Origin of the sequence: Allobosea sp. BK604 (assembly GCF_004341515.1) — a bacterium.
Taxonomy (GTDB): Bacteria; Pseudomonadota; Alphaproteobacteria; order Rhizobiales; family Beijerinckiaceae; genus Allobosea.
In genome coordinates this window covers 1,111,739-1,126,878 of sequence record NZ_SLZF01000001.1, presented here as the reverse complement: position 1 = coordinate 1,126,878, position 15,140 = coordinate 1,111,739, and the positions used below count along the sequence as shown (strand labels likewise).

Here is a 15,140-nt window from a genome sequence, read left to right as displayed (position 1 = left end):
ATCACCAGCATCCATGCCGATCTCGTCCAGGCTCTCGACCTGGCGATCACCCGGCTCGACGCCGAGATCGCCACCCTCATCGCCGAGACGGCCGAACTCGCCCGCGACCTCCGGACCCTGCGCACCATCAAGGGCTTCGGCAAGACCAACGCCCCCGCGATCCTGGCCCTCATGCCCGAACTGGGGACGCTCGACCGCAAGCAAGCCGCCGCGCTCGCAGGCCTGGCTCCCCATCCAAGGCAAAGCGGCGCCTGCGACGCCTACAGGCCAACCCGCGGCGGAAGACCCAACCTCAAGCGCGCCCTGTTCATGGCTGCCCTCGTCGCCGCCCGGCACAACCCGGACATCCGACCCTTCTACGAAAGGCTCCGCCAAAACGGGAAAAAGCCAATCGTCGCAACCATCGCCGTCATGCGAAAACTCATCGTCATCGCCAACGCCAAAATCCGCGACGCCAGACCTAAACTCCCAAATCAACAAGTGAGTTGATGACGGCGAGCGGACAGGCCCGCTATCGCTCCGGTTAACCGACGATTAATCTTGTTCGGGCGCTCTGGAGACAGCAATCTCCGTTTGCCAACCCGCCCGAGCGAGGTGTTTCATGCGCCGCCTGCCCGCCGCCTTTGCCGTCGTCGCGATCAGCTTCATCCCGGCATCGGCGCAGACGACGACCGGATCGGTCCGCGCCGCTGCCCCCACGCAGGGCGTGAAGACCGCAAACGCGGCCCAGCCCAACGTCGCCTTCTCCGCCTTCCTCGAGACGCTCTGGCCGCAAGCGCAGGCCCGGGGCATCTCGCGCCGGACCTTCGACCTCGCCTTCCGCGGGCTATCGCCCGATGCCTCGATCGTGGAGCGGACCGGGAAGCAGTCCGAGTTCTCGGCACCGATCTGGAGCTATCTCAACACTGGCGTTACCAGCACGCGCATCATGCGCGGACGTGGCGTTGCGGCGGATAATGCCGCCGTGCTGCAGCAGGTCGAGGCGCGCTACGGCGTGCCCAGGGAGATCGTGCTCGCCGTCTGGGGCATGGAGACGAATTTCGGTTCGTTCAAGGGCGACAAGGACATCATCCGCTCGCTCGCGACGCTGGCCAGCATCCGCTATCGCGGCGACTTCTTCCGCGACGAATTGCTGACGGCGCTGGAGCTGATCGAGAACGGCCATGTCGAGCGCGACGAGCTGCGCGGCTCCTGGGCCGGCGCCATGGGCCACACCCAGTTCATGCCGTCGAGCTACATGAAATACGCGGTCGACTTCAGCGGCGACGGCCATGCCGACATCTGGAATTCGACCGCGGACGTGCTGGCCTCGACCGCGAATTACCTCAAGGGCAATGGCTGGGTGCCCGGCCTGCCCTGGGCGCTCGAAGTCGCGCTGCCGGAGGGCTTCGACTACCGTCTCAACAAGGCGAGCTTTGCCTCTTTCAGCGCGGCCGGGTTGCGCCGCATCGATGGTGGGCCCCTGCCGTCCTCGGGCGAGGCGCGGCTGTTCTTCCCGGCTGGGCACCGCGGCCCGGTGATGCTGCTCACCGAGAATTTCGACGTCATCAAGAAATACAACACCTCCGACGCCTATGCGCTCGCGGTCGGCCATCTCGGCGACCGGATCATGGGCCGTCCGGCGATCCAGGCCGATTGGCCGGTGCAGGCGAAGCAGCTCGACAAGGCCGGCACCCAGGATGTGCAGCGGCGGCTCAAGGCTCTCGGCCTTTACAATCACGATGCCGACGGACGCATCGGCCCCAGCACGCGTGAGGCGGTCAGGCAGTACCAGCTCAAGGTCGGCGAGATCGCCGACGGCTATCCGACGCTGGCGCTCCTGGAGAAGTTGCGCGCCACGCGCTGACGAAAGCCTCGTTCTGCCCTATATTACCTGGCAGCGCCGTCGACCGGCGCGGATCGAGAGCATGATGCGCCTGCGTTCGCTCTTCATGGTTCTGGCCTCCGCCCTGCTCGTGCTCGCGACCGGCGGGCCGGTCTCGCTTGCGCAGAATCCGGTGCCTCCGGGCCGCATTCCGCCACCGCAGGGCCGCAGCCTGTTCAACATGTTCTGGCAGATTCCGGAGAGGCCGGCGATGCAGCCGCGGGCTCAGCCGCGCGTGGCGCGGCCCGCTCCGGCGGTGCGGCGCGCTCCGGCGTCCGTCGTGGTCCGTGACGACCCTGTCGTCCCCAAGGTCGATGTCGCCCACCATATCGTGGTGCTCGGGGATTCGCTCGCCAATCTCGTCGCGGGCGGGCTCGATGAGGCGCTGAACGACCGGCCCGACGTCGCCGTGATCCACAAGGCCAAGCCGGATTCCGGCCTTGTCCGCAGCGATTTCTACGATTGGCCGAAGGCGGTGACCGATCTCCTGGCGAGCGATCAGAAGATCACCACGGCCGTGATGATGCTCGGCCTGAACGACCGTCAGGCCATCCGGGAAGGCGACGTGGTCCATGAGCCGATGAGCGAGCGCTGGCTGCAGCTCTATCGCGACCGGGTCGATGCCATCGCCACGGCCTTCGCCGCCAAGCGCATCCCGCTGATCTGGATCGGCGAGCCGCCGATGCAGAATGCCAGGCTCTCGGCTGATCTTGCGATCTTCAACGATATCTATCGCCAGCGCGTCGAGCGTGCCGGCGGGCAATATGTCGATCTCTGGGGCGCCTATGTCGATGCGGAGAACCGCTATACGGCGATGGGGCCCGATGTCAGCGGCCAGACCACGCGGCTGCGCCTCGGCGACGGCATCCATTTCACCAGGGCGGGCGCGCGCAAGGCGGCGCATTTCGTCGATGTGCTGATCCGCCGGATGATCGAGCAGCGACCATCGGACGAGAACGTGATCGCGCTGCCGGCCGGACCAAGCGCGCCGGATGCTGCCGTGGTGCCGGTCGACCCGACCGCACAGCCCGGTGGCGTCGAACGCCTGATCGACGCGATGGTGCGTGGCACGCCGGAGCCGGGCGGGCTCGCGGCGGCGCTGCAGAGCAGGCCATTGGCCGGGCCGATCCAGCCGCTCACCGGCCCCGGCGCCGGGGGTGACAAGGCGCTGCTCGCCTCGATCCCGGATGCGCGCGGGCGCGGCGACCTTGCGAACCAGCTCGATCGCGTCTTCGGCGAGGGCGTCGGCAGCGAGCCGAAGCCCGGGCGGATCGACGATTACCGCTGGCCGCGTGGGAATTAGCCCGAATTGAGGACGAAGACGAGGCGATGCACCGGATGACGGGGCACGCGGTCGTCCCAACCCGGCAGGGGGATCTCAAGCGAGCAACGAGAGGCCGGGCGCGATCCCTCATCGGTCTCGGCTTCGCCATCACATTCTCCCGCATCCAAGTCGGCTGCGGACTTTGACACTCGGGATTGCCCATCTCGGGCAAGCCCGAGATGGGTGGGAGACGGCAAGATCAGCGCGGCAGAACCGTGTCGCCCATCAGGTGCTTGTCGATTGCGTGAGCCATCTGGCGGCCTTCACGAATGGCCCAGACCACCAGGGACTGGCCGCGACGCATGTCGCCGGCAGCGAAGACCTTCTCGACCGAGGTCTTGTAGGCGAGCGTGTTGGCCTCGACATTGCCGCGCCCGTCGAGCTTGACGCCGAGCTTGGCGAGCAAGCCGTCCTGCACCGGCGCGACGAAGCCCATGGCGAGCAGCACGAGATCGGCCTTCAGATCGAACTCGGTGCCGGGGATCGGCTTCAGGGCATTGTCGACGCGGGCGCAATGGAGCTTGCGGACCTGGCCGTTCTCGCCCTTGAACTTCACGGTGGTGATGGCGAAGTCGCGCTCCGCGCCTTCCTCGTGGCTGGAGGAGGTGCGCAGCTTGAGCGGCCAGTTCGGCCAGGTCAGCGCCTTGTTCTCCTTCTCCGGCGGCTGCGGCATGATCTCGATCTGGGTGACCGAGAGCGCGCCCTGGCGCACCGAGGTGCCGATGCAGTCCGAGCCGGTATCGCCGCCGCCGATGACGACCACATGCTTGCCGGTCGCCAGGATCGGCGCGGCATTGCTGCTCAGCGGCTCGTTGGAGACGCGGCGGTTCTGCTGCGGCAGGAAGTCCATGGCGAACTGGATGCCGCCGAGTTCACGGCCCTCGATCGGCAGGTCGCGCGGCTTCTCGGCGCCGCCGGTCAGGCCGACCGCATCATATTGCGCGAGGAGTTCGGCCGGGTCGATATCGACGCCGATATTGGCGTTGTAGTGGAAGGTGACGCCTTCCGCTTCCATCTGCTTCACGCGGCGCTCGACATGGGACTTCTCCATCTTGAAGTCCGGGATGCCGTAGCGCAGCAGGCCGCCGGCGCGGGCATGCTTCTCGTAGAGATGGACGTCGTGGCCGGCGCGGGCGAGCTGTTGCGCGGCCGCCAGGCCAGCCGGGCCGGAGCCGATGATGGCGATCTTCTTGCCCGTCCTGGTCGCGGACGGCTCGGGCTTGATCCAGCCCTCCTGCCAGCCCTTGTCGACGATCGCGCATTCGATCGTCTTGATGGTGACCGGCGTGTCCTCGAGATTCAGCGTGCACGAGGCCTCGCAGGGCGCGGGGCAGACGCGGCCGGTGAACTCGGGGAAGTTGTTGGTGGAGTGCAGATTGCCCAGGGCCTCCTGCCACTTGTCGTTATAGACGAGGTCGTTCCAGTCCGGGATCTGGTTGTTGACCGGGCAGCCGTTGTGACAATACGGGATGCCGCAATTCATGCAGCGCGCCGCTTGGTCGCGCGTGCCTTCCGGCCCGAGCGGGATGATGAATTCCTTGTAGTTCCTGATCCGATCCGAGGCCGGAAGATACTTCCGGTCGCGGCGGTCGATCTCGAGGAAGCCGGTTACCTTACCCATCGTCTCAAACCTACCTGATCAGGTTACTCGGCCGCGACCGACATGCCGGCTTGCGCCCGCTCGATTTCCTGGAGGGCACGCCGGTACTCGACCGGCATGACCTTGACGAATTTCGGCAGGTATTCCGCCCAGTTCTCGAGAATGTCCTTGGCGCGCTCCGAGCCGGTGTAGCGGAAATGATCCGCCACGAGCTGGTGCAGGCGCTCGCCGTCATAGCCGGACATGTTGGCCATCACGTCGATGCGGCCCTTGAACTCGAGATCGCCGCCATGGTGATAGAGGCGCTGGGTCAGCTCCTCCTCCTCCGGCACGGGCTCGAGATCGACCATCGAGAGGTTGCAGCGCTTGGCGAAGCTCTTGTCCTCGTCGAGCACATAGGCGATGCCGCCGGACATGCCGGCCGCGAAGTTGCGGCCGGTCTGGCCGAGCACGACGACGACGCCGCCGGTCATGTATTCGCAGCCATGGTCGCCGGTGCCTTCGACCACCGCGATGGCGCCCGAGTTGCGCACGGCGAAGCGCTCGCCGGCGACGCCGCGGAAGTAACACTCGCCCGCGATCGCGCCGTAGAGCACCGTGTTGCCGACGATGATCGACTCTTCCGCCTTGGCATTCGCCTTGGCATCGGGTCGGATGATCAGCTTGCCGCCGGAAAGGCCCTTGCCGACATAGTCGTTGGCCTGGCCGGTGAGATCGAGCGTCAGGCCGCCCGCGACCCAGGCGCCGAAGCTCTGGCCGGCCGTGCCATGGAGCTTGACCGTGATCGTGTCGGCGGGCAGGCCTTCGGAGCCGTAGCGCTTGGCGATCTCGCCCGAGAGCATGGCGCCCGTGGAGCGGTCGACATTGCGGATCGGGCTGTCGATCACGACCGGCGCGCCGGTCTCGAGCGCATCGCCGGCCTTCTCGATCAGCGTGCGGTCGAGCACCGTGTCGATCGGGTGCTTCTGGCGCTCGGTGTTGCTGACCGCGACGCCTTCGCCTGCTTCCGGCTTGTGGAAGATGCGGGTGAAGTCGAGGCCCTTGGCCTTCCAGTGGTCGATCGCCTGCTTCTTGTCGAGCCAGTCGGAGCGGCCGACGAGCTCGTCGAAGCTGCGGACGCCCATGGCCGCCATCATCTCGCGCACGTCCTCGGCGAGGAAGAAGAAGAAGTTGATGACGTGCTCGGGCGCGCCCTTGAAGCGCTTGCGCAGCACCGGGTCCTGGGTCGCGACGCCGACCGGGCAGGTGTTGAGATGGCACTTGCGCATCATGATGCAGCCGGCCGCGATCAGCGGCGCGGTGGCGAAGCCGAACTCGTCGGCTCCCAGCAGGGCGCCGATGACGATGTCGCGGCCGGTGCGAAGGCCACCGTCGACCTGCAGCGCGATGCGACCGCGCAGCTTGTTCATCACCAGCACCTGATGGGTCTCGGCGAGGCCGATCTCCCAGGGCGAGCCGGCATGCTTGATCGAGGTCAGCGGCGAGGCGCCGGTGCCGCCCTCGTAGCCGGCGATGGTGATGTGGTCGGCGCGCGCCTTGGCGACGCCGGCGGCGACGGTGCCGACGCCGAGCTCGGAGACGAGCTTGACAGAGACGTCCGCGGCCGGGTTGACGTTCTTCAGGTCGAAGATCAGTTGGGCGAGATCCTCGATCGAATAGATGTCATGGTGCGGCGGCGGTGAGATCAGGCCGACGCCCGGGGTCGAATGCCGGACCTTGGCGATGCGGGCATCGACCTTGTGGCCGGGCAACTGGCCGCCCTCGCCGGGCTTGGCGCCCTGCGAGACCTTGATCTGCATCATCGCCGAGTTGACGAGATATTCGGTCGTGACGCCGAAGCGGCCCGAGGCGACCTGCTTGATCGCCGAGCGCATCGAGCGCCCGTCCGGCAGCGGCTTGAAGCGCTCGGGCTCCTCGCCGCCCTCGCCGGTGTTGGACTTGCCGCCGATCGTGTTCATCGCCAGCGCCAGGGTCGAATGCGCCTCATGGCTGATCGAGCCGAAGGACATCGCTCCGGTCGAGAAGCGCTTGACGATCGAGGCCGCGCTCTCGACCTCCTCCAGCGGGATCGGCTGGCGGCCGAGTTCATCGGCCATCTTCACATGGAAGAGGCCGCGAATGGTCGAGAAGCGCTGGCTCTGGTCGTTGACCAGGTCGGAATAGGCCTTGAACTTGTCCTTGGCATTGCCGCGCACGGCGTGCTGGAGCAGCGAGATGTTCTCCGGCGTCCAGGCATGGTCCTCGCCGCGGATGCGGTAGGCATATTCGCCGCCGATATCGAGCGCATCGCGGAAGACCGGCGAGTCGCCGAAGGCGTCGCGGTGGCGGCGCAGGCTCTCCTCGGCGAGCTCGGGCAGGCCGACGCCCTCGATCGAGGAGATCGTGCCGGTGAAGTACTTCTCGACAGTCTCGGTCTTCAGGCCGACCGCGTCGAAGATCTGCGCGCCGCAATAGGACTGGTAGGTCGAGATGCCCATCTTGGACATGACCTTGAGCAGGCCCTTGCCGACCGACTTGATGAAGCGCTTCACCACCTCGTAGCGGTCGACCTCCTTCGGGAACTCGCCGGCCTCGTAGAGGGCCTCCAGCGTCTCGAAGGCGAGATAGGGGTTGATCGCCTCGGCGCCGAAGCCGGCGAGCAGGGCGAAATGATGGACCTCGCGCGGCTCGCCGGACTCGACGACGAGGCCGACCGAGGTGCGCTGGCCCTTGCGGATCAGGTGATGGTGGACGGCCGCCGTCGCCAGCAGCGCCGGGATCGGGATGCGATCCGGCCCGACCTGCCGGTCGGAGAGGATGATGATGTTGTAGCCGCCATGGACGGCCGCCTCGGCGCGCTCGCAGAGCCGCTCGATCGCGCCCTCCATGCCGGCCGAACCCTCCCGTGCCGGGTAGGTGATGTCGATCGTCTTGGTGTCGAAGCGATCCTCGTAATGGCCGATGCAGCGGATCTTCTCGAGATCGTCATTGGTCAGGATCGGCTGGCGCACTTCGAGGCGCTTGCGGCGCGAGGTGCCCTCCAGGTCGAGGATGTTCGGGCGCGGACCGATGAAGGAGAGCAGGCTCATCACCAGCTCCTCGCGGATCGGGTCGATGGCCGGGTTGGTGACCTGCGCGAAGTTCTGCTTGAAATAAGTGTAGAGCAGCTTCGACTTCGACGAGAGCGCCGAGATCGGGGTGTCCGTGCCCATCGAGCCGACGGCTTCCTGGCCGGTCACGGCCATCGGGGCCATCAGCAGCTTGGTGTCTTCCTGGGTGTAGCCGAAGGCCTGCTGGCGATCGAGCAGCGAAACGTCGGTGCGCGAGGCGCGCGCCTCGACCGGCGGCAGCTCCTCCAGGACGATCTGCGTGCGGCCGAGCCAGTCCTTGTAGGGGTTGGCGAGGCAGAGCGTGGTCTTGATCTCGTCGTCGCCGATGATGCGGCCCTCTTCGAGGTCGATCAGCAGCATCTTGCCGGGCTGGAGGCGCCACTTCTGGACGATCTTCTCCTCCGGGATGGGCAGCACGCCGAATTCCGAGGCGAGCACGACGATGCCGTCATCGGTGACGAGATAGCGCGCGGGCCTGAGGCCGTTGCGGTCGAGCGTCGCGCCGATCTGGCGGCCGTCGGTGAAGGCGATCGCGGCCGGGCCGTCCCACGGCTCCATCAGCGCGGCATGGTACTCGTAGAAGGCGCGACGCTTGTCGTCCATCAGCGGGTTGCCGGCCCAGGCCTCGGGCACCAGCATCATCATGGCGTGGGCGAGCGAATAGCCGCCCTGGACCAGGAACTCGAGCGCGTTGTCGAAGCAGGCCGTGTCGGACTGGCCCTCGTAGGAGATCGGCCAGAGCTTGGAGATGTCGGTGCCGAACAGCTCGGAATCGACCGAGGCCTGGCGGGCCGCCATCCAGTTGACGTTGCCGCGCAGCGTGTTGATCTCTCCGTTATGGGCGACCATCCGGTAGGGATGGGCGAGGCGCCAGGACGGGAAGGTGTTGGTGGCGAAGCGTTGGTGGACGAGCGCGATCGCGCTCTCGAAGCGCTCGTCGGTCAGGTCCTTGAAATAGTCGCCGAGCTGCGTGACCAGCACCATGCCCTTGTAGACGATGGTGCGGCAGGACATCGAGACCGGATAATAGGTCGCGGTGGCACGGTCGTGGCGCTTGTAGACCTTGTTCGAGACGGACTTGCGCAGGACATAGACCTCGCGCTCGAAATCATCCTCGCTGGCGATCTCGGCCGGGCGGCCGACGAAGAGCTGGCGATGGACCGGCTCGGTCTCCTTCACGGCATCGCCGAGGTCATGGTTGTCGACCGGCACGTCGCGCCAGCCGAGGAAGATCAGGCCTTCCTCCTCGACCGTCTGGGCGACGATCTCCTCGCAGACGGCGCGATCCTCCGCCGCCTGCGGCATGAAGAACTGGCCGATGGCGTAATGGCCGGGCTCGGGCAGCTCGATGCCGAGCCTGGCGCATTCTTCCTTGAAGAAGCGATGCGGGATCTGAGTGAGGATGCCGCAGCCGTCGCCGAGCTTCGGATCGGCACCGACGGCGCCGCGATGGTCGAGATTGTGCAGGATCTGCAGGCCCTGCTGGACAATCGCGTGGGTCTTGCGGTTCTTCATGTCGGCGATGAAGCCGACGCCGCAGGAATCTTTCTCCAGAGACGGATGATAGAGGCCCTGCGCCTCCGGCATCGCCGGATCGCGCACCTCAGGGAAGCGCTCGACAGAGGCCGCCGACTTGCTGGTTCCGCTCATGGTCAAACCCCGCTTGCCAATGCCCCTCAGTTTCCACTGACGGGCCTGCATGAGTCCACATCATCCCTTGTCGCGCCGGACCGTCCGCTCGCGTCTGCAGTCTGCAGCAGCAAGGACGGGGCCAACGCGGCCTGGTTGTCTCTCAGAGGCTTGCTTGCGCTATTTTCGGTTCGCGCCCGCGTCCTCCGCAGGCGCTTCGGGCTTATCGAGCCCTGCCGCGCCTGTTCACGCCGCCGTTTTACGGGCGGCGCGTTTACGGTTGGCTTTGGCGGTAGTGGCCGTGCCCCTCGTCATCTGCTCCGCTCCGTTGCGATCGTCCGACGCAAGGCTCCGTGGCCTTGCGTCGGCGCGGTGAAAATTGGGACAGCATCACTGTCCTATCGGGACGAATTTGCCAGAGTTCTAAGGTCCGCACAAGAGCCGATTTTGCCTCGGGCTGAAATTTTATTGCGATATGCAACTTCTGTAAGACATTTCCAGCGCAAAAGCCCGAGTCTGGTTGCACGCTTGTGTCCGGTGCCGCAATCCGGCCCAAATTCATGCATGGCCCGCAGACCGCATGCGCAGGACCGCCCGGCTTGGCAGCGGCGGGGTGGCGGCGGTAACGCTCGGCCATGAACTTCGTCAGCGACAACACGGCCGGCGCGAGCGCTCCGGTGATGGCGGCGATCGCCGCGGCCAATGACGGCTCCGCCGCCCCCTATGGCACGGATGCCTGGACGAGCCGCGTCGAGCGGCTCTTCGCGGACCTCTTCGAGCATGAGGTCGCGGTCTTCCTGGTGACCAGCGGCACTGCGGCGAATTCGCTGGCGCTGGCCTGCCTGACACGGCCCTGGGGGGCGGTGCTCACGCATCAGGAAAGCCATGTCGCCGATGACGAATGCGGCGCGCCGGAATTCTTCACTGATGGCGCCAAGCTCATCGGCCTGCCCGGCATCGGCAACAAGATCCAGCCGGATCGCGTCACCAGGACGCTGACGCGGATGCGGGAGGGCGCCCTGCATCAGGTCCAGCCGCAGGCGCTGGCGATCACTCAGGCGACGGAATGCGGCCTCGTCTACACGCCGGCCGAGGTGCGCGCGCTCAAGGATGCGGTGACGCCGCGCGGGCTGAAGATGCATATGGACGGGGCGCGCTTCGCCAATGCTGTGGTCGCGCTCGGCTGCTCCCCGGCCGATATCAGCTGGAAAGCGGGCGTCGACGTGCTCTCCTTCGGCGGAACCAAGAACGGGGCCTGGGCGGCGGAGGCGGTGGTCTTTTTCGATCCGGCGCTCGCGGCCGAGATGAAATGGCGGCGCAAGCGCGCCGGCCATACGCTTTCCAAGGGCAGGCTGATCGGCGCGCAATTCGAGGGGCTGCTCGCCGGCGGCCATTGGCTCGCGCTGGCGCGCCATTCCAATGCGATGGCGGCGCTGCTGGCCGATGCCGTGGCCAGGAACGGCGCGGTGCGCCTCGCCTGGCCCTGCGAGGCGAATACGGCCTTCCTGATCCTCGATACGGCGGCGCAGGCGCGGCTGCAGGCTGCCGGAATCGGTTTCATCTCCTGGTCCGACACCGCGCTCGCCGAGGAGAATGCGCTGAAGCCGGGCGAGGTGATCGGCCGCTTCGTGATGTCCTTCGCGACCAGGAAAGAGGATGTCGAGCGGCTTATCGCGGTGCTGAACGGCTAGGTCAGCGTAGGTCCCTGCGCGCGTCGCTCCCAGCATCGGATCGATCCGAAAAATGCGATCGAGTTTTCGGGCCGATTTTTTAGGCTCCCGCGGCTTTCCGAAATCGCCGGGGTGACGCCGCAAGCGTGCCGCAATCCCTAAGGAAGACTGAAGCCGGGGTGCATTCCATTAAGAGGATGGAACGACATGGCTTCTAATTCGACCGCGCGGTCGCGGGGCGTGCTGATGGGCCTGGCAATGGCCGGCACGCTGGCGGGCTCGGCCGGTGGGGCTACCGCGCAATATTACGGCTACGAGTACGATTATGCGCCGCGCTATGGCTATAGCTACGGCTATGGCGAGGGCTATGGTCGCCGCTACTATGCCCCGGCGCCGCTGTCGCAGCGCGAGATCGCTCGCATTGCGCTGCGCGAATACGGGCTCGCCCAGATCGAGCGCACGGTGCGGACCGACGAGACCTTCGTGGTCGAAGGGGCTATGGCGAATGGCCGGCGCACGAGGCTGGTGCTCGATCTCTATAGCGGCGATCTGATCAGGCGGGTCAATCTCCAGCCTCCCGGGCCGGGAACGCCAGTGATGCCGCCCGCTGCGCGCCTCGATCCCGTGGAGCCGCGCGCAGCCCAGCCGCGCCTGTTGCCGCTGCCGCCCGAGCGCCCGCCGAGCCTGAGGGGGCCGGCGCAGGCCAATGCTCCGGCACGAACCATCCCGCCCTCGCCAGTGGCGCCGCCGCATGCGCCAGCGCCCGAGCCGGCCCCAGCCCCGCCGGCCGAGGCGAATGCCCCGGCCACGGCTGTGCCGCCATCGCCGGCCGCTCCGCCACGCGCCGGGGAGCCTGCGGCGCCGGCCGAGAAGCCGCCGGCGGAAGCGGCCGCTCCGGCCACCACCGCGCCGGCTTCCCCCGTTCTTCCAGCCGCTCCGACACCCGGCCCGGTCAATCCGGCGACCGGCGAGGACAAGCCCAGGCTGGTCAACCCCAACGATGTCCGCGGCACCAACGAGCCCGAGCGGGAGCCGCCTCTCGCCAGGGCCGAGCCGTCACCCGGCGCGGCGCCAGCGGCCGGCGCCATGCCGCCGGTACAGGTTCCGGATCCGGCGCCATCGGTGCCGCGCCCGGACACGCCGATCGCGCCGGTCGTGCCGCTGGACTGAGCCCAATGAAAAGGCGCTCCCGGTTGCCCGGGAGCGCCTCATTCGTGCCGGCGATGAAGCCGAACGATTACGCGGCCTTGGCGACCTTGGCCTCGAGCACCTTGGCGGGTTTGCCGCCAATGGCGATCTGGCGCGGCTTCTTCGCCTCCGGAATCTCGCGGACGAGATCGATATGGAGCAGGCCGTTCTCGAGGCTCGCGCCCGTCACCTGGACGTAGTCGGCAAGCTGGAAACGACGCTCGAAGGCGCGCGCGGCGATACCCTGGTGCAGGACCTCGCGCTGGCCGGCCTCTTCGGAGACCTTCTTCTCGCCGCGTACGGTGAGAGTGTTCTCCTTGCTCTCGATGGCGAGGTCGTCCTCGGCAAAGCCGGCGACGGCAATCGAGATGCGGTAGGCGTTCTCGGCAGTGCGCTCGATATTATAGGGCGGATAGGTCGGCGCGTTGTCGACGTTGGTGGCCTGGTCGAGCAGGTTGAACAGACGATCGAAACCGACGGTCGAGCGATAGAGCGGGGAAAGATCGAAGTGACGCATGGTTGTCCTCCAAAGAAGCGACATGTGGTCCAGCCTGCCTCGGTCTGAGCGCAGGCCTGGTTCAGGTTCACGCAGCCATGATTGGCCTGCGTGACTATGAGTTGGGGGAGCATTTCGGCTTTTCAAGGGGCTGCCAAGACGGGCATAACCCGTCCTGTTCAGCGGCTTGCGATGCCGTGATTTGGAGGCCGCGATGGCCGAAGCCGAACTGTTCGTCCATCCGGGCTATCCGCCTCCCGGCCATGCCAAGGTCTGGCTCGCCAGCACCCAGGACGGAGCCTCCCTGCGTTTCGCGAGCTGGCGACCGACCGTGAAGGCGATGCGCGGCACCGTCGTCATCGTCCAGGGCCGGGCCGAATTCATCGAGCGCTACGGCGAGACCATCGCCGAGCTGCGCCGGCGCGGCTTCCATGTGCTCGCCTTCGATTGGCGCGGGCAGGGCGGCTCGCAGCGCTTCGTCGGGCGGGTGCGCAAGGGCCATGTCGGACGGCTGCGGCATTATGAGCGCGACCTCGCGCTGGCCATGGCCGAGATGCAGGAGAAGATGCCCAAGCCGCATTTCGTGCTGGCGCATTCGATGGGAGCGGCGCTCTGCCTCGACGCCGCGCGGCGTGGCGCCTTGCCGGTCTCGCGGCAGGTGGCGCTGGCGCCCATGCTCGGGCTCACCATGATCGCGCGGCCGGGCGCGGCGGAACGGCTGGCGAATGTCCTGTTCTGGCTCGGTCTCGGCCGCTCCTTCGTTCCGGGCGGTGGCGATACCGCGATCGCGACCAAGCCGTTCGAGGGCAACCGGCTGACCGGCGATCCCGTTCGCTATGCCCGCAACGCGGCGCTCTCGGCGGCGGCGCGGCATCTCAGCGTCGGCGACCCGACGATCGCCTGGGTCAGGACGGCCTTCCAGCTGATGGCCCGGCTGAACGCGCCTTCGGCGGCGCTCGAGGTCCGGATTCCGACCCTGGTGATCGCGGCCGGGCGGGATCCGGTCGTCTCGACGCCGGCGATCGAGCGTTTCGCCGCCCGCCTGAAGACCGGCGCGGCCCTGGTCCTGCCGACGGCGCGCCACGAGATCCTGATGGAAACCGACGATATCCGCGCCCAGTTCTGGGCCGCGTTCGACGCGTTCGTGCCGGGCGAGGATCGCGCTGCCGCGACCTCAGCCGGCGAGAAGGGCGAGGGCAGCCTCGTGGAGGGCCTTGTTGCCGGCGGCGATGACCCGGCCACCGCCAGCGGCGCTGCCGCCGTCCCATGAGGTGACGATGCCGCCCGCGCCCTCGATGATCGGGATCAGTGCGACGATGTCATAGGGCTGCAGCCCGCTCTCGATCACCAGATCGATATGGCCGCTGGCGAGCATGCAATAGGCATAGCAGTCACAGCCATAGCGCGGCATCCGGACCTTGGCCTCGACCCGCCAATAGGCGTCCTGCTCGGCTTCGGTGAACAGGGACGGGCTGGTGGTCATCAGGGTCGCAGCGGAGAGGTCTTTGGTGTCGCGGGTGCGCAGCACGCGGCTGCCGCCGGGTCCCTCGTAGAGCGACTTGCGCCCGTCGCCGGAATAGCGCTCGCCGGTGAAAGGCTGGTGCATCATGCCGTAGACCGGCACGCCCTTGCGGGTCAGGCCGATCAAGGTGCCCCAGACCGGAATGCCGGAAATGAAGGCGCGCGTGCCGTCGATCGGATCGAGCACCCAGACATAGTCGGCATCGGCATTTTCGCTGCCATATTCCTCGCCGAGCACACCATGCTCCGGGAAATGCCGCTTGATCAGGTGGCGCATCACGTTCTCGCCGGCCCGGTCGGCTTCCGTGACCGGGTCGAAGACGCCGCCGGCGGAGGCCTTGTTCTCGGTCGTATGCTTGGCGCGGAAGAAGGGCAGAATCGCCTGGCCCGATTGCGTCGCCAGCTCCGCGACGAAAGCGCCGAAATCGACCGCGCTCATGCTGCTCTCCTCAGAATCACGCTGCTGTGCAGCAAAGGTCGGCGCCGAGATTGCCGACGCTGGCGCTTCATGCGGGGGCTTTCGGCGGAAAACAAGGAAATCGATCAGGAAAACTCGTTCACGCTCTGCGTCTTGTGCATACCCCTTAAGATTCTCGGCAAAAGCCCTTGCTTTTTTGCGCTGCACAGTTAGATTGTGCACTGCGAAGGGGAGATGACCTCAAGCCTTTGCTTGCCCTCCTTGGGCGTTTCCTCCCTAGACTTGGGCCGCCACGTCAGTGTGCGGCCCTTTTTTCTGGGTTGCGGCGGCAAGCAATTTGC

Annotated in this window: 10 protein-coding genes; 6 read left to right on the top strand and 4 right to left on the bottom strand. The window is 66.9% G+C overall.

What is annotated here, in order from left to right; genetic code table 11:
* The 3 genes from EV560_RS05470 to EV560_RS05460 all read left to right on the top strand — a co-directional run.
* Window positions 1–489 (top strand): transposase (locus EV560_RS05470; protein ID WP_165923329.1); only part of this gene is annotated, 489 nt, incomplete at its 5' end.
* 112 nt (window positions 490–601) lie between these two features.
* Window positions 602–1,846: a lytic murein transglycosylase gene (locus EV560_RS05465; protein ID WP_131854667.1), complete on the top strand. Its 1,245-nt coding sequence runs from the start codon at window positions 602–604 to the stop codon at window positions 1,844–1,846.
* Window positions 1,847–1,907: 61 nt separating this feature from the next.
* Window positions 1,908–3,167 carry an SGNH/GDSL hydrolase family protein gene (locus EV560_RS05460; protein WP_165923328.1) on the top strand — a complete coding sequence of 420 codons (1,260 nt, stop codon included), beginning with the start codon at window positions 1,908–1,910 and terminating at the stop codon, window positions 3,165–3,167.
* 220 nt (window positions 3,168–3,387) lie between these two features.
* Here the strand turns inward: EV560_RS05460 and EV560_RS05455 are convergent, their stop codons facing one another.
* Both EV560_RS05455 and gltB read right to left on the bottom strand, forming a co-directional pair.
* On the bottom strand, window positions 3,388–4,809 hold the full coding sequence (locus EV560_RS05455; protein WP_131854665.1) for a glutamate synthase subunit beta: 1,422 nt from the start codon (window positions 4,807–4,809) through the stop codon (window positions 3,388–3,390).
* A 23-nt stretch (window positions 4,810–4,832) separates the two neighbouring features.
* Window positions 4,833–9,527 (bottom strand): glutamate synthase large subunit, encoded by a 4,695-nt coding sequence (gltB, locus tag EV560_RS05450; RefSeq protein WP_131854664.1) that lies wholly within the window; start codon window positions 9,525–9,527, stop codon window positions 4,833–4,835.
* Window positions 9,528–10,141: 614 nt separating this feature from the next.
* Here gltB and EV560_RS05445 point away from each other — a divergent pair.
* Window positions 10,142–11,197 (top strand): threonine aldolase family protein, encoded by a 1,056-nt coding sequence (locus tag EV560_RS05445; protein WP_131854663.1) that lies wholly within the window; start codon window positions 10,142–10,144, stop codon window positions 11,195–11,197.
* Between the two features lie 186 nt (window positions 11,198–11,383).
* Window positions 11,384–12,346, top strand: a complete 963-nt coding sequence (locus EV560_RS05440) for a hypothetical protein (protein ID WP_131854662.1) — start codon at window positions 11,384–11,386, stop codon at window positions 12,344–12,346.
* Window positions 12,347–12,413: 67 nt separating this feature from the next.
* On the opposite strand, the gene EV560_RS05435 is transcribed toward EV560_RS05440, so the two are convergent.
* Window positions 12,414–12,881, bottom strand: a complete 468-nt coding sequence (locus EV560_RS05435) for an Hsp20 family protein (protein ID WP_131854661.1) — start codon at window positions 12,879–12,881, stop codon at window positions 12,414–12,416.
* A 193-nt stretch (window positions 12,882–13,074) separates the two neighbouring features.
* Here EV560_RS05435 and EV560_RS05430 point away from each other — a divergent pair, with 193 nt between their 5' ends.
* Window positions 13,075–14,130, top strand: a complete 1,056-nt coding sequence (locus EV560_RS05430) for an alpha/beta hydrolase (protein WP_131854660.1) — start codon at window positions 13,075–13,077, stop codon at window positions 14,128–14,130.
* Here EV560_RS05430 and hisN read toward each other — a convergent pair.
* A complete protein-coding gene (gene hisN / locus EV560_RS05425; protein ID WP_131854659.1) occupies window positions 14,035–14,820 on the bottom strand; it encodes a histidinol-phosphatase in 786 nt (261 codons plus the stop codon). The genes EV560_RS05430 and hisN overlap by 96 nt on opposite strands.
* Window positions 14,821–15,140 lie beyond the last annotated feature (320 nt).

Excerpts from the sequence above, each read along its gene's own strand:
- hisN (WP_131854659.1), bottom strand. The coding sequence starts at position 14,820 with ATGAGCGCGGTCGATTTCGGCGCTTTCGTCGCGGAGCTGGCGACGCAA.
- EV560_RS05460 (WP_165923328.1), top strand. The coding sequence starts at position 1,908 with ATGATGCGCCTGCGTTCGCTCTTCATGGTTCTGGCCTCCGCCCTGCTC.
- EV560_RS05455 (WP_131854665.1), bottom strand. The coding sequence starts at position 4,809 with ATGGGTAAGGTAACCGGCTTCCTCGAGATCGACCGCCGCGACCGGAAG.
- EV560_RS05430 (WP_131854660.1), top strand. The coding sequence starts at position 13,075 with ATGGCCGAAGCCGAACTGTTCGTCCATCCGGGCTATCCGCCTCCCGGC.
- EV560_RS05435 (WP_131854661.1), bottom strand. The coding sequence starts at position 12,881 with ATGCGTCACTTCGATCTTTCCCCGCTCTATCGCTCGACCGTCGGTTTC.
- EV560_RS05445 (WP_131854663.1), top strand. The coding sequence starts at position 10,142 with ATGAACTTCGTCAGCGACAACACGGCCGGCGCGAGCGCTCCGGTGATG.
- gltB (WP_131854664.1), bottom strand. The coding sequence starts at position 9,527 with ATGAGCGGAACCAGCAAGTCGGCGGCCTCTGTCGAGCGCTTCCCTGAG.
- EV560_RS05465 (WP_131854667.1), top strand. The coding sequence starts at position 602 with ATGCGCCGCCTGCCCGCCGCCTTTGCCGTCGTCGCGATCAGCTTCATC.
- EV560_RS05440 (WP_131854662.1), top strand. The coding sequence starts at position 11,384 with ATGGCTTCTAATTCGACCGCGCGGTCGCGGGGCGTGCTGATGGGCCTG.